The organism is Chryseobacterium sp. KACC 21268 (genome assembly GCA_028736075.1).
Classification (GTDB): Bacteria; Bacteroidota; Bacteroidia; order Flavobacteriales; family Weeksellaceae; genus Epilithonimonas.
Genome location: CP117875.1, coordinates 2536879 through 2556794, shown reverse-complemented (window position 1 = coordinate 2556794; position 19916 = coordinate 2536879). Strand labels below are relative to the sequence as shown.

Below are 19916 nucleotides of genomic sequence, written 5' to 3'. Positions count from 1 at the left end.
TATGAAAGCAGCAGTTTTTCACGCACCAGGTAAAATTACTTGCGACACGGTAGAAGATCCAATCATTGAGGATCAAAATGACATCATCCTAAAAGTGACTTCCACAGCAATCTGTGGCAGTGATCTCCATATGTACACCGGTAGCATTCCGCAGGCCAGACCAATGGTAATGGGACACGAGTTTATGGGGATCATAGAAGAAGTTGGAAAGAATATCAACCATCTCAAAGTCGGCGATCGGGTAGTCGTACCTTTTCCAATCGCTTGTGGAGGCTGTTATTTCTGCGAACACGGATTGCCAACAGCTTGTGAAAATAGCAATCCGGATCATTATGGTCCAGAAGGTGGAATCTTGACAGAGAAAGGTGGCGGTATGTTCGGCTACACAGATTTGTATGGCGGTCACAATGGCGGACAAGCGCAATATGTACGTGTTCCTTCCGCTAATTTCGGACCGAGAAAAGTGCCTGATAATTTAACCGACGAACAAGTGCTTTTCCTCACAGATATTTTCCCGACAGGCTATGTTGGCGTAATGTGGGGCGATCTGAAAGGTGGAGAAACAGTAGCTATTTTCGGTGCAGGTCCAGTTGGATCGATGTCTGTGAAAAGTGCCATTCTACACAATGCGAAAAAAGTCATCGTGATCGATACTTTGCAATACAGACTGGATCAGATTCAAAAGCTGACAGGTTGCGAAACGATTCTTTGGGAGAATGCGGAACAGGTCGTGGAGGAAATCAGAAGCTTGACAAACGGACGCGGCGCAGATCTTTGTATCGATGCGGTTGGATTCGAGCCAGAGAGAGATTTCTTGGACAAGGCCAAAGCGGTTATCAACTTCGAAAAAGGGTCGATCAAAGTTTTGGAAGCTTGTATGAGCGGTGTCAAGAGAGGCGGTACTGTTTCTATTTTGGGAGTCTATCCTGTTAATTACGACAACTTCAGAGTTGGTCAATTGTTCGACAAAGGCATCACGATCAAAGGTGGACAATGTCCTGTTCATACCATCATCGATAAACTTCTGAAATATGTAGAAACCGGGCAGGTGAAATTGGATGATATCATCACGCACAAACTTAGTCTCACCGATGTGGCGAAAGGCTACGAGATCTTCCACAAAAAAGAAGATGGCTGTGTGAAAGTCGTTTTGGATCCGTGGATTTAATTTTAATAAACAACTAAATTTAATATTATGAAAAATATACTATGGTTTGTAGCAGCAATTTGCATCTTTGTTTGGCTACTCGGAATGTTAGGCGTAATAGAAGGCCTAAGCACAGGATATCTAGTTCATATCCTTCTGGTCATCGCCGTGATTGTTGTTTTGTACAACATCATATCGGGCAGAAAACCTCTTGATTAATTAATTGATTTTTCTAAAAACTTCAGAAACAAACTCAAATTTTTCAATTCTGTAGTTTTGGAAAACACAAAACCCACTTTTACAGGTGGGTTTTGTGTTATTTGAATTTATATTAATAATAAATATTTCTATTAATGATTTTAAGAACTTCTCGTTTCTCAAGATTTTTAATAGTTCGGATTACAGTTTCGACACGAAGTCCTGTAATGGAAGCCAACTGCTGCCTAGTCAATGGAACCTGATAAGAAAACTGACTCATGTCTGAACTGAAACTTTTATGATAATCCAAAACGCCTTTGATTCTTACATCTGCCTGCAATGATGCATTATTTTCCAGCATCACAAATTTGTAGTACAATCTTTCGGACAGAAATTTATTGACGTCTCTAGATAGATTAGGATGATCATCCAGCATTTTTATAAACTTAGCTTTTGATAATTTCAGGACGGTGCTTTCCTCAAAAACCACAGCATTCACTGGATATTTTTTATCAATAAAAAGTAAAAGTTCACAAACACTGAGACCAGGTTGTAAGATCGCTAATATCAATTCTTTTCCCGCTTCGTTGTAGTGATTCAGCTTTATTCTTCCATTTACGATTTGATAATAACATTTTGGAGTCTCGCCTTCGTTGAAAATAATGTCACCACGTTTGAACTTTTCATATTCTGCACCGTATGACAATAGTAATTCTTCCGCAATCATTTTATTATGGTTTAATGACAATTAGTTTTAAAATAGATTTAAACAGAAATAAGTTATTGATAGATAATTGAATACAATAATTTATAAATTAATTGAAGGCTCTATTTTTAAGCTGTGCGAAATTAATCAACAAACTATTTTATTAATATGATTCAGGTCATAAAGTTTATTCTGTAACTGTCATAGCTTTGATAGATACCAAAAAATAAATTATTATGAAAAAATTATTCTTAACGATGAGTTTTTTATTCATCATCAGTTGTTCTAAGAAAGATACTACTGAAACAAATTCTATGAACAATGATTCTCTCGTATCCGACAGTTCTGCTGCAATCCCAAATCCAGCGCCGCAAACAGACAGTACGACTGCATCAATGTCCAATTCGGGTTCTTCCAGCGACAGTACTTCAACTTCGTCTTCTGCCAGAAAAGATTCGGCAAAATAGAATTCTACTTTTTTAAAATTAAATTTTCGTTCTGAGTAAGCACTGATAAGAGAAAAGGGAAGATGGTGATTTTTCAAACAAACATCATCCTATTTTCTCAATCTACTATCATTGCTTCGGGACGAATCTTTTCATATCAATATCTGTAAATATATGAATTATTTAAGCTAATAATATATTTAATTGAAATTAATCACCGATATTATTTTATTTGTATAAATATCATTAATTAAGGCACAAGATTTGAAAGGTAAATATTATATAAAAATTACGATTTAAATATTCTGGAATAATAAATTTTGTGGACTGTACATCAGTTAAAAAATTGAATTATTTAGAAAAATCGAAGTAACACATCACACTTTTCTCCTGGTTCTATTTATGAGATCTGATCATTAGAAATCTACCATTATCAATTATGATTATTAATGAACTCATTCTGGAATCTCTGGGTGCAACTACCGAAAATTTCCTGGCAGGAGAATCTATCTTCTCAGAAGATGAAATCCCCAAATACTACTACCAGATTAACAATGGTAAAGTAAAACTCAACAACTACAACCACGAAGGCAGAGAAGTGCTTCAGACTATTTTGGAGCCTGGACAAAGCATCGGAGAATCTCTTCTTTTTGTGGAAAATGTAACCTATCCTGTAAATGCGGTCGCAATCACCAGCTGCAGAATCTTCAAACTACGAAAATCTGCATTTTTTGATTTGCTGGATAAAAATCCAGAAGTAAGTCTGGAAATGAATCGACACCTTTCTCAAATCCTTTATTTCAAACAAAAAATGGGACCGATTCTTTGTACAAACAGTCCAATGTACAAGCTGAAATCCTTTTTGGACTATTTGAAAAGCAGTCAACATGCAAAAGAACCATTTGCCTTTCAGGTTCCCTACACACGTCAGGAAATGGCTAATCTTACTGGTCTTTGTGTTGAAACAACCATCAGAACCATAAAGACAATGGAAAAGGACAATATTGTAAGAATCAGAAACCGAAAAATTCTGTATTGATTTTTTCAATTTCAATACTTTTTTAAGCGATTATATTGCATTGTGATTCCAGTCATAACTCGCTGAAATGCTTAATTATAGTTTTGAATTATGATTAAATAACATATCAAACCATCAATTAACCAAAAAATATTATTATGGCAACAAATTCAAAAACAACGACAAGTACTGCAACCAGTAAAGAGAAAAAAACACCCGCAAAAAGTGATGCAGCAAAAGAACTAAAGGATCTTTTCGAAGATAGTTTGAAAGACATCTATTGGGCAGAAAAAGCATTAGTGAAAGCCTTACCAAAAATGCAGAAAAATGCTACAGATGAAACTTTGAAGCAGGCAATCGCACAACACCTCGAGGAAACCAAAGGACAGGTAAGCCGATTGGAAGATATCTTTGAATCTATCGGCGTAAAGGCACAGGCGAAAAAGTGTGATGCCATGCAGGGATTATTAGACGAAGCCGACAGCATCATCGAAGAAACGGAGCCTGGAACCGTGCGTGATGCAGGAATCATTGCTGCCTCACAAAAAGTGGAGCATTACGAAATTGCAACCTATGGTACTTTGGCAGCGTTTGCAAAAGTGCTGAAAGAAAAGGATGCTTTGGTTAATTTACTAGCGACATTAGGCGAAGAAAAAACCTGTGATGAATTATTGACAAAACTGGCTGATACGAATCTCAATTCTAAAGCTAATAAATAATCAAACCACTTAGAAATCAAAAAGCAGCAAAATTAATTGCTGCTTTTTTTATGTTTGTACTGGAACAATTTTCAAATACGTTAATGAAATATTCAAAAAATTTTAAAATAATAATTATTGTTGATTAATTTTGGTTCGATTTCTCAGACAGCTTTTTTAAAATTATTTTAGCACCTCCAATAGAGTATATCCAAGGTTTTTATCGAAATGATATAGCGTATTCCTATCGTAGATCATCGTTCTGTCGAACACGTCACTATCATAATTCCTGCTGTCATTTTGACCCCAGCCATCTGTGTTGAAAAATAATGATCTGAAATTCCTGGATGATTTGATTTTTACAAAGGGCGCCATAAATTCATCTTTAGAGAGTTTTAAAGTAGAATTGAGCTGATAATTGATCTTATTAAACTTTCCGAATGGAAGGACAATAGCAGTTCCGTTTTGTTTGTAAGAACGTTTCTTTTTTTCATTCAAATTATCGCTTCCGAATATGTAGATGCTATTTTCCGGCTCGCTGTTTCTATTCTTTACAAGTATTTTCGGATCCGTGTAATAAACATCTAAGAAAATTTTGATGTTGTCCCCGTCAATTTCCTTTTTAATATATTTAAATGAATTCGAGCCTAAATTTTGGGAATGAAACTTTGCAATCTCATAGATATTTGAAAATGCTTTTTTTTCACCTTCGCAACTTATGCTAGCCAAAAATCGCAGACTGTCGGTTGGTGTTTTATCATTAATAAATTCAAAAATCTCATAATTTTTATTTTCCGGGATTGAATCTTTGATCGATATAATTTTAAATTCCTGTCCCATAAAAATCGAATAGAACAAGACGGTTACAATGGAAAAATATACTTTCATACTTTAAGAGCTTACTTTATTTTCTCCTCGACAAGTTAATAAAATTATATCGATCTGATGAACTAACTGTCAAAATCGCAGAAAAATGGTAGGGTTGTTAACTATCTTTCTTTTACAATAATTTGCCTGATCATCGCACTTCCTGTGTTGCCTGTTACAGCCTGTGCTATTCCATTTTTCCAATAAACCGCTGCGGAACCACCTCCAGTTGCCTCCTGATAGCCTGCCAAATAGACATCATTCGCTGACATACCAAGAGTCAGTCCAAAGGAATTTTCTGCACCCACAATGATTGGTGAACCGTTTTTCCAGTATTTTGATACAAAGGAATTACTGCTTGGGGCAATGCCACTTCCTGCAATATAAATATCATTTCCCTGCACTTCAATCGCTGTTCCGCCTGCATAGGAAGTTCCATCTTGAATAAGTGTAGCTCCGGTTAGATTTTTAGAATACCAGGTTTGCAGTTGTCCAGCGTTGTCATAAACGACCGACCACATCATGTATACGTCATTTCCAGAAACAGTAATATCCTGATCAGCTGCTGTGGTGTTCTGATTGGAAATATCGGTTCTTTGGCCATTCTTCCAATAGCAGGTAACAGGAGTGATCCAATTCTGCATCCGTCTTTCACCGATAACATAGACATCGCTGCCTACTACAGCAATTCCTGTGGCAATGGCTGTCTGCGCCTCATCCGTCAAAGTAATTGGAATTCCGTTTTTCCAATACTTGGCTTCATAGGCTGCCTGTCCTGGCTTCATTTCCTGGCCGGCTATGTAAACATCATTACCACTGATGAAAATATCATTAGCGTAGGCATCTTTGGATCCGTCTGTCAAATTAGTAGATACGCCGTTCTTCCAATATTTGGCCACGTACTTGCCAGCTGAATTGATTTCGTAGCCCACAATATGTATATCATCTCCCAAGACTTTCATTCCCAGTGCATCAGAACTTCCAGAGCCTTTTCCTAAAAGAACTTCCTGTCCATTCTTCCAGTATTTGGCCTTGTAATTTTCGCGTCCTGCTGTGTAAATTATCGGTTCTGAAATATTTGAATCATTGTCATTTTCCTCATTACTGGTGCATTGTACTGCGGCAAGTGCTGTTATTAAAAGGAAAGAGGATGCGTAGAAAAGAGATTTTAAATTCATTGAGACGTTATTTGCTCAACTCAGGTCAAAAAATACGCCAGATGATTCAACTTTTCCAGCAGTTTAACATTCTCACATTCTTTTTTACGTTGATGGATGATTATTTAATTTTTAGGAAACCTCTTTAATTAATTATACAATTTTTAGATCTCTTTTGATGTGTTTGAATCTGCAATAGGAATGACAACAGAAAATATGGTACCTTCATTTTTAGAACTCTCCACTTGGATAACTCCATTGTGTAGTTCTATGATTTCTCTACAAAGATAAAGTCCAATACCGAATCCTGCTATGGATCTGCTATTCATATCTTTCACCCTGTAATAGCGGTCAAATATTCGCTGCTGATCATTTTCCGAGATTCCAATTCCGTGGTCCTGAACATTAATTATTAAATTGTTTTGATCCTTCGTCAGATATTCTACATTAATGGAAGTACCAATGGGAGAGTACTTAATAGCATTCCCAATAAGATTGTGAAGTACCTGTGATATTTTTTCACGATCCGCCTGAATCATAACCTGCCCGGATGGCCTGAAAACAAAATTGCGGGTTTGATTGGTGGAAAGTACTTCATCCTCAATCTCTGAGAATAAAACTTGGAAATCAAAATCTGTTTTTTCAATATGTAACTGTCCCGAATCAAGTCTTGAAACATTAAGAAAACCATTGATCATATTGTTCATATAATCCGTTTGCTTCAAACATTTCTCTAAGATGCTTTGTTGTTTTGAATCTCCCTCACGTGCTTCCAAACGTTGTAAAATTTGTATATAGGCCTTAAGAGAAGTGAGCGGTGTTTTGAGCTCGTGACTTACCATGCCCATAAAATCATCTTTTCTTTCCTCCTCTTTTTTCTGTTTTGTAATATCTCTCAAAGTACCGTTTAGACTTTGTGGATTTCCTTCCTGATCATAGAAAACTCTGCCGTTAGCCTGTAAGAGTCTAATCTTTTTGTCTGTTTTATTTTGAATTTTATATTCGATAAAATATTGACCATCAGAATCTTTCCCCAAAACATTTGCGATGGCTGTAACTACACGCTCCCGATCCTCCGGCAAAATTGCGGCTAACGCAACAGACAAGTCCAGATTTTCTTCCGAAGATAAGCCAAACCAATTTTTCAGCAGGTTGTTTCCTGAAAACAAGTTTGTTGCCGGTTGGTAGTAGAAGGTGGCAAGTTCCCCAGCATCGATGGCAAGAGCCAGCATTTGCTGATCATTTTCATTCTTCCTCCTTGCTAAAACCTGTTCAGTGATTTCTTCGATAATGACAAGAACACCCGAAATATCGCCACGATCAGTAAAAATTGGTTGATAAATGGAATTTACAATAGCTTCCCTTAATCCATCATTATGGCGTAATCTAACCGTAAACTCGGTATTTATTTTAGGCTTTCCATTATTGTAAACTTCTCTAAGCCAGTCATTGACAGGTTGGCCTCGCAATTCTGGTCTTGCACTTTCGTGTGGATGTCCTATGACTTCAGATTCTTTGCGACCCCATATATTAAGAATGGCCGGATTAGCAATTTCAATGACGTGCTCTGGTCCTTCCAGCATCGCAATGCCAACAGGAGCCTGCTCGATAATTGTTTTAATGTACTCTCTGCTTTGTGCAAGCTGCTGCATTGATGTATTCAGTTCCTCATTGGTGGATGTCAGTTCCTCAAGTGTAGCAGCCATTTCCTCATTCAGTGCATTTTCCCGCTCTTCTTTTTGCTTTATCTGCTGCAAGAATTCGCGTCGGGATGTTACCTCAAGTGCTGTATTAAGAATGCACCAGGTCTTATTTTGCTGATCCGTAAGTGCCTTGTATTCATAATCAAAATAATCCAGCGTTTCCACCCCGTTTTTTATAAGTTTTGCAGGAGCTTCGTGCACGGAATAGGTCTTACCAGAACGCCAAACTTCCCTCAATAATTCTAAAAACGGTTGTCCCTCCAGCTCCGGGATTGCGTCCATCAAAGGTTTTCCTATTACAGATGCATCTTTGCCCCATAGCGCCAGCATACCTTCGTTTGCAAATTGGATGACCATTTCTTCTCCAGAATAGATTGCTGTGGGTGCAGGAGATGAAACTAAAGCCTGGATGATTAGATCCTGACTGAAATTTTTATCGGACATATTTTCTTGAGTAATTATACGTATGACAAAGATATACAAAAGTCCTTTTATTGTTCTTAAATAAAGATGCTTTAATATTTTTACACATTCTTATTCATAATGATTAAAATTTGATTTATTAGCACGTATATTGTAATATGGTTATTAAAAAACTCATCATGCATAAAATTTATATTTTATTTATATCATTCGGTTCATTGTTTTTGTTTGGACAGATTCCCGAATCTAAAATTTCCGAAACAAATAACGCTGATTCAGATATTTCGAATTTTCAGGATGTAATTTTAATTTCGGATCATGTAAAGCAAAGGACTCAGACTGCAAATGCAAATAATTTAAAAATAGCACAAAATGATTATTCGTTTGCTCCCAATAGTTATATCTATTACAAAGATGGAATTCTGCCAGATGGTACTAAAACCGATGGATTGTACATTCCTGTTGCAAAAGCCTATCAAATGTGGAAACAGGGTAGGTACATGCAAAATGACAGCGGCACATTCACTCCGATTAATGAAACTGGTCTTCAGTCTGCAACTGTATTTTGGGAAGATGTAAATGGATTAATCAGCTCAACCTCCATCGTAGGCACGGGTGAAGATGCTAAAATTAAAATAATAATTGATAAGACGAAAGGAGAAGGGAATGCGAGTGTAGCATTTAAAGTAGATGGCATCATCTATTGGACATGGCACATTTGGGTTACAGATGATCCTGCAGACGGAGCAGCCTACGGACAAGGCTTTGAAACTAATAGTTTGAATCAGGCATTCACACCAAAGTATATGGATCGGAATCTGGGAGCAACTAATGCCAGCTTTCTGGGACATAACTGGCACAAATCCGGAGGCCTAATGTACCAATGGGGCAGGAAAGATCCTGTTCCTCCGTTGGAATATAAAGATGGATCATTCTATGAAGTGACAGGTGATGTTGGCAGCAGACGACATTCCTATGCTGCTTTGCAATCTGCCACAATAGCTTTAAAACAAAGAGGAACCGATACTGGCACTAATAATATTAATGGAAACATAAGATACTCCATTAATAATCCAATTGATATAATAACACATGCTACTAATGACGGAACTTGGTTTTCCAGCCAGGAATATAAGATTAATAATTCCAATCTGAACCTGGTAGAGACCTGGGACTTGTGGTCGGACAACAGAAAAGGTCTGAATAGCAACGCCTCTAGCAGTGATAATACTTTGGCAACCGATAGCAAATCCTATGAATTAAAATCAGAATTTGATCCTTGCCCAAATGGTTGGCGAATTCCTTCTCAATACGGCAGAAATACCGTTAATAATAATCTAAACCCATTTGGTAGGAAAAACAGTGGTGCCAATGATGATACGAATAGCGCCAACAGTCAGATTTTGCCGAATGCAATTAATAATGTTTTGGTTGGAGTGAAAGTTTATCCCAGCAGAGGAATAGATTTTACAGGTGCAGATAATAGATCAATCGGCTTGATGCCAACTACTGGCAATTATGTTTACTATCAGACCACTGGTGCTAATCCAGCACAAGTTGTCTATCAAGATCAGGGTTCTGATGGTATTTTACTTAATGCGACTTATGGGATTGGTGGCCACAGAGCAACCATTATTCACAGTGATCCCGAAAGAACAGATGTTTCCGTTAGTGGCTGGAATGGAATCTACGTCAATCAAACAGTCAAAACAAATGGTTTGGGCGCCGTAAGATGTATGAAAGATCCAAATATGGCATTGTTACCTTCAATTTATGAAACAGAATATGTTTTGTCAACCGATACCGATCAAACCGATTACAAAGCCTGGACAAAAGAACCCAATAGCTTTGTCGTAATGACAGGTGAGGCAAATGAAACAGTGGCACAGGATAAAGAATTAATTATAAGCCTTAAAAAAGCCTATGCGATGCACAAGCTTTACCTATCTGATAATAAAGAACTTCCGACAGGAAATATCAATACAGGAAGTGTGGTTTGGACTGATAATCAAACTTTAATTAAGAAAATTCAGATTGTTGGCACTTATCCGGATCAGCAGATGAAGGTCACAATTGCTGCGAAGAAAAAAGGCAATGCGGTTATTGCTTTCCACAAAGGTAATAATGGAGTATGGGGAAGTTCCAATCCTGATAAAATTCTTTGGAGCTGGCATATTTGGGCACCTGTTACGGACCCATTGGCATTAGAAAATCAAATTACATACACCACAGAATCTGTAGAGAATGGCGGAATTATTCCTACATCAAATGCACAAATTATCAATCCCGCCAAAGGAGGTACAGCTATGACTACCACTTTTATGGATCGTAATCTTGGTGCTTTGCAGGTGTTGCCATCCTCATTGGTCAGACCCAATCTAGCTACCGAGTTGCAGTCTAAAACACAAATACAACAGTCTGGTGGACTTCATTATCAATGGGGAAGAAAGGATCCTTTGCCAACCTTCCATAACCCTGGAGGAACACAGTACATTTCTGCCCACGCAAACAGTGTGCAGGTTGCCGCAACTTATAATGTTTATAAGCAGACTGGTGTAGATGCCAACAACAATATCATTATTGGAATATCAAATCCGATTACAGACGCTATTTTTTCATCCACAGATACTTCCGGGTATTCCAGGGAATGGAATGTTTACAGATCTTCCGCCGGAATCGCTGCCGCTGATCCAAAAAATGAAAAGATCAGAAAAATCACAAAATACGCTGCGGAAAATCCTTTATACTTTCTCTTCAGATCCAAAACAGGAAATGAACTTGGGATGGAAGATGCAGGAACTTTGCTTACAAAATCACAGCAGGTAAAAGATTGGATTTCCGATGAAAATGGATTGGCGCAAGACAGATGGGGACACGCTTCAGAAAAATCAGTTTATGATCCTTGTCCTGCAGGCTGGCGGGTACCTGATACTGCGAATGCTAATTTATTTGCTGCAGGCAATAATGGTTCATATGCTAAAGGCTCATCGCCTTGGTTTTACAATGGTTACAACACGACAAGTAACTTTTCAAACTATGGTATTGTCCAAAGCACCATTGCAGATCTCACGGGTAATTCGGTTAATAATGCAGTAAACGCAAGACAGTATCCAGGATACACCCTTACAGTGACAACAGAAAGTACAACACCAAGCAGCAGATCTGGCTGGGTTTTTAATTTCCCAAATTCAAAATATAATATTGGAAATATTCCTGTAACGGGAATAAGAGGAATTCTTGGAGGGAATGATTGGAAAAATGCCAGAAGCGGCTATCCTGCTGCAGATAATTATAAGTACCAGACAGGATTGTGGACCAGTTCTCCCGCAGACTTCTATACAGGTTATGCTATTGGATTTAATCTCAGCAGCGTATCGGGATATGGAGGGAAACTTGCATCGGGAACAGGCTTTTATCCGCAGGCTGCTATGGGAGTAAGATGTGTGAAGGACACGGAAAGATATATGGGAGATCTGCCTTACTCGGTAAGTTCGCAAGCAACAAACCTTAACACGGTTATTTCAATCAAAGAACATAGCAATGACGTGATTCAAATTCATCCAAATCCGGTGAAAGATATACTTCACATTATTTCCAAAGATAACGCTAAAGAGGATTCTGGATTTGTAATTTTCAATACAGCCGGAGGTATTGTAAAACAAGGTAATTTTAGAAACAGCAGTGTCAATATCGCAAATCTACCAACTGGTGTTTATATGTTGACCATCGAAAATTCTACGCAAGCTTTTAAAATTATTAAAAAATAGATAATTTTCAGCACGTTTTTAGATAGTTTAATGACCAATCCTATACAAATATGAATTTTAAGATTTTTCTGTTGGCTTTTCTATTTTTAATGATTAATTCCTGCAAATCTCCAAAAACAAAAGACTTTAGGGAGAGCATTGTTCAAGAAGAGCGTGTCGCATCTCAAATTATTCTTGGTAAAGATGGTCCCGAAACAAAGAAGCTTAAATATCTGGAGGAAAATGATTTCAAAGGTGCGCTAAGAGCTGTAGATCAGCAGGCAGTAGAATTTGACAAATTGATTAAAAGTATTAAAATTCTTTCGTCTGATGATATTAAGGAAGGTGAACCACTTAAGATGGCTGCTATCAATTATTACCAATCATTGAAGGAACTTCATTTTTTTGACCGTAAAGAAATTGTGCAGCAGCAATTAATCAGCAAACTGTATGGGAAAGATCAAAAAATGGCTCAGGATCAGCTGATTGAATTGGCTCGTCAAAAAAAATCTCTGTATACAAAAGTTTATAAAAATGAAAATCTTCTCAGTATTGCCCTAGCTAAATTCGATGCTGCAAATGGATTTTAGTTTAATGAAAACACAGTTAAGATTTATAACTTAATACGCTGAAAAAAAATTTTAAGAGCATATGTGAGAACAAGTGTTAAACATTTCATTCAAATAATTTTTAAAAAAAATTGACCATCAATTCAAATTCCTATACTCAATGGGCGTATAACCAACTCTTTGTTTAAACAGTCTCGTCAGATGCTGAGGATATTTAAACCCTAAATCATACGCAATCTGACTGATGGATTTATCAGCATCAAAAACCCGTTCTTTGGCAACATCTATGATTTTATTTTGAATATATTCCTGCGCCGTTTTGCCGGTTTCTTTTTTAATTAAATCTCCAAAATAGTTGGGAGAAAGATTGAGTTCATCTGCACAAAAAGCGACAGATGGCAATCCAAAACTGTTCGGTTTTTCTGAATTAAAGTAACTGTTCAGCAATTCTTCAAATTTCTCCAGAATTCCTTTGTTGACATTTTCTCTAGTGATGAACTGTCTGTCGTAGAAACGCTCACAGTAATTGAGGAAAAGTTCGATGTTGGAGGCAATCAGTTTCTTGCTGTGTTTGTCCACAGACTGCTCGAGTTCTGACTGAATTTTAGCAAAACATTCCAAAACAAGCTGTTGTTCTTTCGAAGATAAGTGGAGCGCTTCATTGTTTTGATAACTGAAAAAGCCATATTCTGAAATACTTTTGGCAAGCGGCGTTCCTTTAATCAAATCGGGATGGAAAACCAGTCCGTGACCCATCGGCTGATAAAAATCTACTTTATTTTCAACATCCACAACCTGTCCCGGAGAGACAAAAACCAGCGTACCTTCCTGATAATCGTACGTTGCGCGGCCATATTTCAAGTCACCGCATTTTACATCCTTCAGAAAAATACAGTAGAGATTAAAATTCATTTTAGAACCTGTTCTTTTGTGGGCTTTTGAAAAATCAATAACGCTCACCAAAGGATGCAATGTCTCGTGATTATTAAATTGATTATAATCATTAACGGTTTCAAAATTAACGGAATTACTCATAGCAGTTTCATTTTCTGATACAAATCTAATTATAAAATCAATGTCTTCTAAGTGTAAAACTTCACATCTGTAATATTGGTAGGTAATACCGTAATCTGTCTACAAAAAGGTTCATCATAAGGGTGGAAATTTGCATAGTAAGTTGATTATCCGAATAATCAATTTTTTAAAATCAATTTAAAATTATGCAAAAAGTAATATTAAACAACGGTGTGGAAATGCCGATTTTAGGTTTCGGCGTATTTCAGGTGCCGGATTTGGCAGAATGTGAAAAAGCAGTCCTTGAGGCTATCGAAACCGGATACAGATTAATCGATACAGCTTCATCTTATGGAAACGAAGAAGCAGTAGGAAATGCCATCAGTAAAAGCGGTGTTGCGAGAGAGGAATTATTTATCACCACAAAACTTTGGATTCAGGATGCTGGCTACGAAAATACGTTGAAAGCGTTTGAGAAATCAATTAATAAATTACAGCTGGAGTATCTTGATTTATATCTAATTCATCAGCCTTATGGCGATATTTTCGGTTCCTGGAGAGCGATGCAGGAACTGTATTTTCAGGAAAAAGTAAGAGCGATTGGCGTTTCCAATTTTCATCCCGACAGAATTGCAGATTTGATTGCGAACAGTGGATTTACGCCGGCCATTAACCAAATAGAAACCCATCCTTTCCATCAGCAGGTCGAAGCGCAGAAATTCCTTCAGGAAAACAATATTCAAATCGAATCCTGGGGACCATTCGCAGAAGGTAAAAACGATATTTTTAAAAACGAAATTTTAGCATCGATTGCGGTTAAAAATAATAAATCTGTGGCTCAAATAATCCTGCGTTGGTTAAGTCAAAGAGGTGTTGTGGCGATTCCAAAATCGGTTCGAAAAGAAAGAATGGCTGAAAATTTTGACATTTTTGATTTTGAATTGTCCGCAGAAGAAATGCAGGAGATTTCAACTTTAGACACCAGTGCAAGCCTGTTTTTCGACCACAGAGACCCGAATATGGTCAAATGGCTGAGCGAAAGAAAACTGGATTTATAAATTAATCAAGACTTAAAAATATTAAAATGGACAGAAGAGATATTTTAAAAACCATCGGATTGGCAGCTGTCGGAACTGTATTGTTACCTTTCGGGAATGTAGCAAAAGGTGCAACGTCAGATTTAGGTGATAAAGAAATTGGTTCGCTTCCCCAGCCGTAGAAAATTGGGCAAATCTTTAGAAGTTTCAAGCATCGGATTGGGCGTTCAGAATATGAGCCGAACGTATCAAACTACAATTCCCAACCGGAAAGAAATGCACAGAATTATTCAGAAAGCGTACGACAACGGTGTGACGCTTTTTGATACCGCAGAAGCTTACGGTCCTTTTGAATGTGAGAAAATCTTGGGAGAAGCCACCTCGTCTTTTCGGGATAAAATTGTTATCGAAACCAAATATGGCTGGAACATCGACCAGAAAACCGGAAAACGTCTGCCCGGACTGAACAGCAAGCCTGAACATATCAAAATTGTTGTTGAAGGAATGCTGAAGCGTCTCAAAACCGACCGAATCGATTTGCTATATCAACACCGTGTTGACCCAGAAGTTCCGATTGAAGATGTGGTTGGCGCCATTCAAGATTTAATAAAAGAGGGAAAAGTCCTGCATTACGGACTTTCAGAACCTGGCGTGGAAACGGTGAGGAGAGCGCATAAAATTCATCCTGTGACAGCTATTCAAAATGAATATTCATTGCTGTGGCGCGGACCGGAAAAGAAAATTATCCCGCTTTGTGAGGAATTGGGAATTGGTTTTGTTCCTTGGAGTCCGCTGGGTGTAGGTTTTTTGACAGGAGCTATTGATGAAAACACGCGTTTTGCACAAGGTGACATCCGTGGAAATGAAACCCGTTTTTCACCGGAAAATATTCAGCAAAATTTAAAATTAGTCAAAGTTCTGAAAGACTGGAGCGTGAAGAAAGAGGCGACGCCAGCTCAGATATCTTTGGCGTGGCTGCTTCATCAAAAACCTTGGATTGTGCCCATTCCGGGAACAACTCAAATATCAAATATGCTGGACAATATCGGAGCGGATAAAATCAAATTCACCAATACCGAATTTAAAGAATTCAATACGCAAATTGATGCTGTGAAAATCGCTGGAGAGAGATTACCGCCTTTCGTACAGCAGTTTTCGGATGTGGAAGCACCTTTGAAAAAGAATTAGAAATTAATCATACAAAAAAATTAAAATGCAAAAAAGAATATTAGGAAATCAAGGATTAGAAGTTTCGGCTTTAGGATTAGGATGTATGGGTTTAAGCTTTGGCTACGGACCTGCAACAGAGAAACAGGAAGCTATTAAATTAATCAGAACAGCATTTGAAAAGGGTGTTACTTTTTTCGACACAGCTGAATGTTATGGCCCGTTTACTAATGAAGAATTGCTGGGCGAAGCTTTGCAGCCTTTCCGAAATGAAGTCGTTATCGCTACGAAATTTGGTTTTCAGGATGGTGATTCCAGCAAAGGATTAGACAGCAGTCCGGAAAGAATCCGCAAAGTAGTGGAGGATTCTTTGAAAAGACTGAAAACAGATTATATCGACCTTTTTTATCAGCACAGAGTAGACCCGAATGTTCCAATGGAAGACGTGGCAGGAGCGGTAAAAGAATTGATTAGCGAAGGAAAAGTAAAAAATTTCGGATTGTCGGAAGCCAGTGTCGAAAGCATTCGAAAAGCACACGCCGTACAGCCTGTTTCAGCTTTGCAAAGTGAATACTCAATGTTTTTCCGTGATGCCGAGAAAGAAATTATCCCGACGCTGGAAGAACTGGGCATTGGTTTTGTGCCATTCAGTCCTTTAGGGAAAGGATTTTTAACGGGAGCAATGACAGAGCAGACGCAGTTTGACAAAAACGATTTCAGAAATATTGTCCCGAGATTTTCTGAGGAAAACAGAAAGGCAAATCAGGCTTTGGTCGATTTGTTGAAAAAGATTGCTGCAGAAAAAGAGGCAACACCCGCACAGATTGCTTTGGCGTGGCTGTTGGCGCAGAAACCGTTCATCGCACCAATTCCGGGAACTACAAAACTGCACAGACTGGAGGAAAACATCGGTGGCGCATCTTTAGAACTTTCTTCTGATGATTTATCTAAAATCACGCAATCACTGAGCCAGATTGAAATCGTCGGGGAACGTTATCCGCAGCATTTACAGTCGAGAGTTGGGAAATAATTTAAATAATTCAAAAAAAAATGAAAGCATTAATTGTTGCATTAATCATATCCACAAGTTCTACCTACACATTCGCACAGCAGACAAAAGTGGAAAACGTCGTGAAAAAAGAGACAAAATCCGAACAGGAAATCATCCAGCTTTCCAAAGACAAATGGGATTGGATGTCTTCTAAAGATGCCGAAAAACTGGAGAAACTTTTTGACGAAAAATCAGTATTCGTACATATGGGCGGTTCGTGGGGCAAAAAACAGGAACTGGACGTCATCAAAAGTGGCGGAATCTGGTACAAGAAAGCCCACATCCACGAAACATCGGTAAACATTATTGAAAATACCGCCATCATTCTGACCAAAATGGATTTAGTAGCCGTGGTTGGTGGAAATGAAGTAACCAATCCCTTTATTGTAACGGAAGTATTTGTGAAAAATAATGGAACCTGGAAATTGGGTTCACTGTCATTCACCAAAACAATGACCTCGGAAAAGAAATAGAGATGAGAACTAAGGCGATACAATTTTTAAGTTTAATTGGTTTAATAGTATTTACTAATACTACGATTCAGGCTCAGAAAAATGCGAAGGAACCCTTGATGATTGCAGAGCAGGGAAGTTTTGCGGTTGGCGGAACTGTTTTGAAAAGTCCGGGAACATTCAATCCACAAAAGCCGACTGCGGAGGGACAGACTTTCAGAGGCGACCACGCTTACGTTTTCTATCAGATTCCTGTGAAAGCCAGAAAATATCCATTGGTAATGTGGCACGGAATCGGACAGTTTTCAAAAACCTGGGAGACAACTCCAGACGGAAGAGAAGGTTTTCAGAATATCTTTCTGCGCAGGAATTTCCCGGTTTACATAATTGATCAGCCGAGAAGAGGAAATGCGGGAAGGAGTACGGTAGCTTCTAAGATTGAACCAACTCCCGATGAGCAAAATTGGTTCAATGTTTTCCGTGTGGGATTGTGGCCGAAATATTACGAAGGTGTACAGTTTGCCAAAGATTCTGCCACGCTCAATCAATATTTCCGTTCTATGACACCGAATATTGGGACAATTGATATTAAGGTAAATGTTGACGCAGCTTCAGCTTTATTTAATAAAATCGGGGCCGGAGTTTTGGTTACGCATTCTCATTCGGGTGGAATGGGTTGGCTGACCGCTATAAAAAATCAAAATGTAAAAGGCATTGTTTCCTACGAGCCGGGAAGTGGTTTTGTTTTTCCTGAGGGCGAATTACCCAAACCCATTGCCAGTTCTGCCGGTGCGCTCGAAGCTTCTTCGGTTTCAAAAGAGGATTTTATGAAACTTACTAAAATTCCGATTATTATTTATTACGGCGATAATATTCCTGAAAAGTACTCGGAAAATTCGGGACCTGACGGTTGGAGAGCACGTTTGCAGATGGCGAGATTGTGGCGCGATGCGGTCAATCAATATGGTGGTGATGTGACAGTCGTTCATCTTCCCGAGGTCGGTTTGAAAGGCAATACACATTTTCCTTTTTCTGATTTAAATAACATCCAGGTGGCCGATTTAATGAGCCAATGGCTGAAGGCTAAAAAATTAGATTAACTATTTAAAATCATTATCAATGCAGAAATACATCATACTCATAATATCAGTTCTCAGTTTTTTCTCTTGCTCAAAAGCAAAGGAAACAACATCAGAAAGAGAATTATTAAAAGATAAAAAAGTGCTGATTGTCTATTTATCCCGAACCAAAAACACCAAAACCATTGCAGAAATAATTCAGAAGAATGTGGGTGGAGACTTGGTAGAGCTGGAACTTCAAAATCCTTATCCCGAAAATTATAAGGCCATTGTTGACCAGGTTTCAAAGGAAAATGAGTCAGGATTTTTGCCACCACTGAAAACAAAAATTGAAAACATTGAAAAATATGACGTCGTCTTCATTGGTTTTCCAACCTGGGGAATGAAACTGCCGCCACCAATGAAAAGTTTTCTGAAACAATATGATTTAAAAGGTAAAACCATTATCCCATTCAATACCAATGCAGGTTACGGAGTCGGAAGCAGTTTTAATACGGTTAAAGAACTCAGTCCGGAAAGCAAAGTTCTGGAAGGATTTACAATGAAAGGCGGCGTAGAACGTGACGGGATTTTATTTGTAATGGAAGGGAAAAAGAAAATCGAAGCGGAGAAGAAAGTCAGAGAATGGCTGACCAGAAGTGGTTTAAATAAAACAAAATAGTTGAAATTAAATTTAAAGTAAAAGAAAAATGAAGAAAATACAATTTACAGTCGTCATTGTTTTACTGATGGGAATTTCACTGTTTTTTAATCATCTAAAAGCACAGCAAATGTCAACATCAAATTCAGAATTAAATTCAAAAGAAAAAAGCATCATCACTATTTCATCCTTCACGGCGCAAGGAAAACTGAGTGAACTGGAAACAGCTTTAAATGCAGGCCTTGATTCCGGTTTGACCATCAACGAAATCAAAGAAATGCTGGTTCATTCTTATGCCTACTGCGGTTTTCCTAGAAGTATCAGAGGTTTGCAGACTTTTATGGAAGTCGTGGAAGAGCGGAAAACAAAAGGCATTAAGGACAATGTGGGAGCTGAAGCTTCGCCGATTGTAGATGACACAACCAAATACGAAAGAGGTAAAAAGATTTTAGGAGAACTTTCTGGCGCGCCCCAACCCGATAAACTTTCAGGATATTCTGCATTTGCACCTGCGATTGATACTTTTTTAAAGGAACATCTGTTTGCAGATATTTTCGAAAGAGATGTGTTGACTTTTAAACAGAGAGAATTGGTAACCATTTCCATTATCACCGCCATTGGCGATGCGGACCCAATGTTGCAGTCGCATTTGGGACTTTCATTAAATGTCGGTTGGTCGCCCGAACAGTTGAATGAATTTGTCAATGTTATCACTCCGACAATCAGTAAGGAAAAATCAACAGCGGCTGCCACGGTTCTGAAAGAAGTTTTAAAAACAAGAAAATCAAAATAAATTTA

20 protein-coding genes are annotated in these 19916 nt (G+C 38.0%); 15 read left to right on the top strand and 5 right to left on the bottom strand.

Going from position 1 to position 19916, the window contains the following annotated elements; translation table 11 throughout:
• Window position 1 precedes the first annotated feature (1 nt).
• Window positions 2-1168, top strand: coding sequence for a glutathione-dependent formaldehyde dehydrogenase (locus PQ459_11910; protein ID WDF45603.1), 1167 nt, complete (start codon window positions 2-4; stop codon window positions 1166-1168).
• Between the two features lie 27 nt (window positions 1169-1195).
• The gene (locus tag PQ459_11905) at window positions 1196-1366 is read left to right on the top strand and encodes a lmo0937 family membrane protein (GenBank protein WDF45602.1); all 171 of its coding nucleotides are present in this window, start codon (window positions 1196-1198) and stop codon (window positions 1364-1366) included.
• Between the two features lie 112 nt (window positions 1367-1478).
• Here the strand turns inward: PQ459_11905 and PQ459_11900 are convergent, their stop codons facing one another.
• Window positions 1479-2072: a Crp/Fnr family transcriptional regulator gene (locus PQ459_11900; protein WDF45601.1), complete on the bottom strand. Its 594-nt coding sequence runs from the start codon at window positions 2070-2072 to the stop codon at window positions 1479-1481.
• Between the two features lie 215 nt (window positions 2073-2287).
• Between PQ459_11900 and PQ459_11895 the strand changes: the two genes are divergently transcribed.
• The 3 genes from PQ459_11895 (at window position 2288) to PQ459_11885 (ending at window position 4234) form a co-directional block, all read left to right on the top strand.
• Window positions 2288-2518, top strand: a complete 231-nt coding sequence (locus tag PQ459_11895) for a hypothetical protein (GenBank protein ID WDF45600.1) — start codon at window positions 2288-2290, stop codon at window positions 2516-2518.
• A 418-nt stretch (window positions 2519-2936) separates the two neighbouring features.
• Window positions 2937-3536, top strand: a complete 600-nt coding sequence (locus PQ459_11890; GenBank protein WDF45599.1) for a Crp/Fnr family transcriptional regulator — start codon at window positions 2937-2939, stop codon at window positions 3534-3536.
• Between the two features lie 137 nt (window positions 3537-3673).
• Window positions 3674-4234 (top strand): ferritin-like domain-containing protein, encoded by a 561-nt coding sequence (locus PQ459_11885; GenBank protein ID WDF45598.1) that lies wholly within the window; start codon window positions 3674-3676, stop codon window positions 4232-4234.
• Window positions 4235-4396: 162 nt separating this feature from the next.
• Here the strand turns inward: PQ459_11885 and PQ459_11880 are convergent, their stop codons facing one another.
• The 3 genes from PQ459_11880 to PQ459_11870 all read right to left on the bottom strand — a co-directional run bounded on the left by PQ459_11880 (window position 4397) and on the right by PQ459_11870 (window position 8384).
• Entirely contained in the window at window positions 4397-5101 is a 705-nt protein-coding gene (locus PQ459_11880; protein WDF45597.1) for a hypothetical protein, read from the bottom strand.
• A 101-nt stretch (window positions 5102-5202) separates the two neighbouring features.
• Window positions 5203-6258, bottom strand: coding sequence for a hypothetical protein (locus PQ459_11875; protein WDF45596.1), 1056 nt, complete (start codon window positions 6256-6258; stop codon window positions 5203-5205).
• A gap of 143 nt (window positions 6259-6401) precedes the next feature.
• Window positions 6402-8384: an ATP-binding protein gene (locus PQ459_11870; protein WDF45595.1), complete on the bottom strand. Its 1983-nt coding sequence runs from the start codon at window positions 8382-8384 to the stop codon at window positions 6402-6404.
• Between the two features lie 158 nt (window positions 8385-8542).
• Between PQ459_11870 and PQ459_11865 the strand changes: the two genes are divergently transcribed.
• Complete coding sequence (locus tag PQ459_11865) at window positions 8543-12130, top strand: T9SS type A sorting domain-containing protein (GenBank protein WDF45594.1); 3588 nt, start codon at window positions 8543-8545, stop codon at window positions 12128-12130.
• A 50-nt stretch (window positions 12131-12180) separates the two neighbouring features.
• Window positions 12181-12699 carry a hypothetical protein gene (locus PQ459_11860; GenBank protein WDF45593.1) on the top strand — a complete coding sequence of 173 codons (519 nt, stop codon included), beginning with the start codon at window positions 12181-12183 and terminating at the stop codon, window positions 12697-12699.
• 117 nt (window positions 12700-12816) lie between these two features.
• On the opposite strand, the gene PQ459_11855 is transcribed toward PQ459_11860, so the two are convergent.
• The gene (locus PQ459_11855) at window positions 12817-13713 is read right to left on the bottom strand and encodes a helix-turn-helix domain-containing protein (GenBank protein WDF45592.1); all 897 of its coding nucleotides are present in this window, start codon (window positions 13711-13713) and stop codon (window positions 12817-12819) included.
• 185 nt (window positions 13714-13898) lie between these two features.
• Here PQ459_11855 and PQ459_11850 point away from each other — a divergent pair, with 185 nt between their 5' ends.
• From PQ459_11850 to PQ459_11815, 8 genes are read left to right on the top strand one after another with little or no spacing between them, the layout of a single operon-like run.
• A complete protein-coding gene (locus PQ459_11850) occupies window positions 13899-14750 on the top strand; it encodes an aldo/keto reductase (GenBank protein ID WDF45591.1) in 852 nt (283 codons plus the stop codon).
• Between the two features lie 26 nt (window positions 14751-14776).
• Window positions 14777-14911, top strand: coding sequence for a hypothetical protein (locus PQ459_11845; GenBank protein ID WDF45590.1), 135 nt, complete (start codon window positions 14777-14779; stop codon window positions 14909-14911).
• A 4-nt stretch (window positions 14912-14915) separates the two neighbouring features.
• A complete protein-coding gene (locus PQ459_11840) occupies window positions 14916-15917 on the top strand; it encodes an aldo/keto reductase (protein WDF45589.1) in 1002 nt (333 codons plus the stop codon).
• 25 nt (window positions 15918-15942) lie between these two features.
• Entirely contained in the window at window positions 15943-16926 is a 984-nt protein-coding gene (locus tag PQ459_11835) for an aldo/keto reductase (protein ID WDF45588.1), read from the top strand.
• A gap of 20 nt (window positions 16927-16946) precedes the next feature.
• Window positions 16947-17420 (top strand): nuclear transport factor 2 family protein, encoded by a 474-nt coding sequence (locus tag PQ459_11830; GenBank protein WDF45587.1) that lies wholly within the window; start codon window positions 16947-16949, stop codon window positions 17418-17420.
• A 2-nt stretch (window positions 17421-17422) separates the two neighbouring features.
• Window positions 17423-18499, top strand: coding sequence for an alpha/beta fold hydrolase (locus tag PQ459_11825; protein ID WDF45586.1), 1077 nt, complete (start codon window positions 17423-17425; stop codon window positions 18497-18499).
• Window positions 18500-18518: 19 nt separating this feature from the next.
• Window positions 18519-19139 (top strand): flavodoxin, encoded by a 621-nt coding sequence (locus tag PQ459_11820; GenBank protein WDF45585.1) that lies wholly within the window; start codon window positions 18519-18521, stop codon window positions 19137-19139.
• Window positions 19140-19167: 28 nt separating this feature from the next.
• Window positions 19168-19911 carry a carboxymuconolactone decarboxylase family protein gene (locus tag PQ459_11815; protein ID WDF45584.1) on the top strand — a complete coding sequence of 248 codons (744 nt, stop codon included), beginning with the start codon at window positions 19168-19170 and terminating at the stop codon, window positions 19909-19911.
• Window positions 19912-19916 lie beyond the last annotated feature (5 nt).

Excerpts from the sequence above, each read along its gene's own strand:
- PQ459_11830 (WDF45587.1), top strand. The coding sequence starts at position 16,947 with ATGAAAGCATTAATTGTTGCATTAATCATATCCACAAGTTCTACCTAC.
- PQ459_11895 (WDF45600.1), top strand. The coding sequence starts at position 2,288 with ATGAAAAAATTATTCTTAACGATGAGTTTTTTATTCATCATCAGTTGT.
- PQ459_11870 (WDF45595.1), bottom strand. The coding sequence starts at position 8,384 with ATGTCCGATAAAAATTTCAGTCAGGATCTAATCATCCAGGCTTTAGTT.
- PQ459_11875 (WDF45596.1), bottom strand. The coding sequence starts at position 6,258 with ATGAATTTAAAATCTCTTTTCTACGCATCCTCTTTCCTTTTAATAACA.
- PQ459_11885 (WDF45598.1), top strand. The coding sequence starts at position 3,674 with ATGGCAACAAATTCAAAAACAACGACAAGTACTGCAACCAGTAAAGAG.
- PQ459_11835 (WDF45588.1), top strand. The coding sequence starts at position 15,943 with ATGCAAAAAAGAATATTAGGAAATCAAGGATTAGAAGTTTCGGCTTTA.
- PQ459_11825 (WDF45586.1), top strand. The coding sequence starts at position 17,423 with ATGAGAACTAAGGCGATACAATTTTTAAGTTTAATTGGTTTAATAGTA.
- PQ459_11815 (WDF45584.1), top strand. The coding sequence starts at position 19,168 with ATGAAGAAAATACAATTTACAGTCGTCATTGTTTTACTGATGGGAATT.
- PQ459_11880 (WDF45597.1), bottom strand. The coding sequence starts at position 5,101 with ATGAAAGTATATTTTTCCATTGTAACCGTCTTGTTCTATTCGATTTTT.
- PQ459_11865 (WDF45594.1), top strand. The coding sequence starts at position 8,543 with ATGCATAAAATTTATATTTTATTTATATCATTCGGTTCATTGTTTTTG.
- PQ459_11820 (WDF45585.1), top strand. The coding sequence starts at position 18,519 with ATGCAGAAATACATCATACTCATAATATCAGTTCTCAGTTTTTTCTCT.
- PQ459_11910 (WDF45603.1), top strand. The coding sequence starts at position 2 with ATGAAAGCAGCAGTTTTTCACGCACCAGGTAAAATTACTTGCGACACG.
- PQ459_11860 (WDF45593.1), top strand. The coding sequence starts at position 12,181 with ATGAATTTTAAGATTTTTCTGTTGGCTTTTCTATTTTTAATGATTAAT.
- PQ459_11905 (WDF45602.1), top strand. The coding sequence starts at position 1,196 with ATGAAAAATATACTATGGTTTGTAGCAGCAATTTGCATCTTTGTTTGG.
- PQ459_11845 (WDF45590.1), top strand. The coding sequence starts at position 14,777 with ATGGACAGAAGAGATATTTTAAAAACCATCGGATTGGCAGCTGTCGGA.
- PQ459_11890 (WDF45599.1), top strand. The coding sequence starts at position 2,937 with ATGATTATTAATGAACTCATTCTGGAATCTCTGGGTGCAACTACCGAA.
- PQ459_11900 (WDF45601.1), bottom strand. The coding sequence starts at position 2,072 with ATGATTGCGGAAGAATTACTATTGTCATACGGTGCAGAATATGAAAAG.
- PQ459_11850 (WDF45591.1), top strand. The coding sequence starts at position 13,899 with ATGCAAAAAGTAATATTAAACAACGGTGTGGAAATGCCGATTTTAGGT.
- PQ459_11855 (WDF45592.1), bottom strand. The coding sequence starts at position 13,713 with ATGAGTAATTCCGTTAATTTTGAAACCGTTAATGATTATAATCAATTT.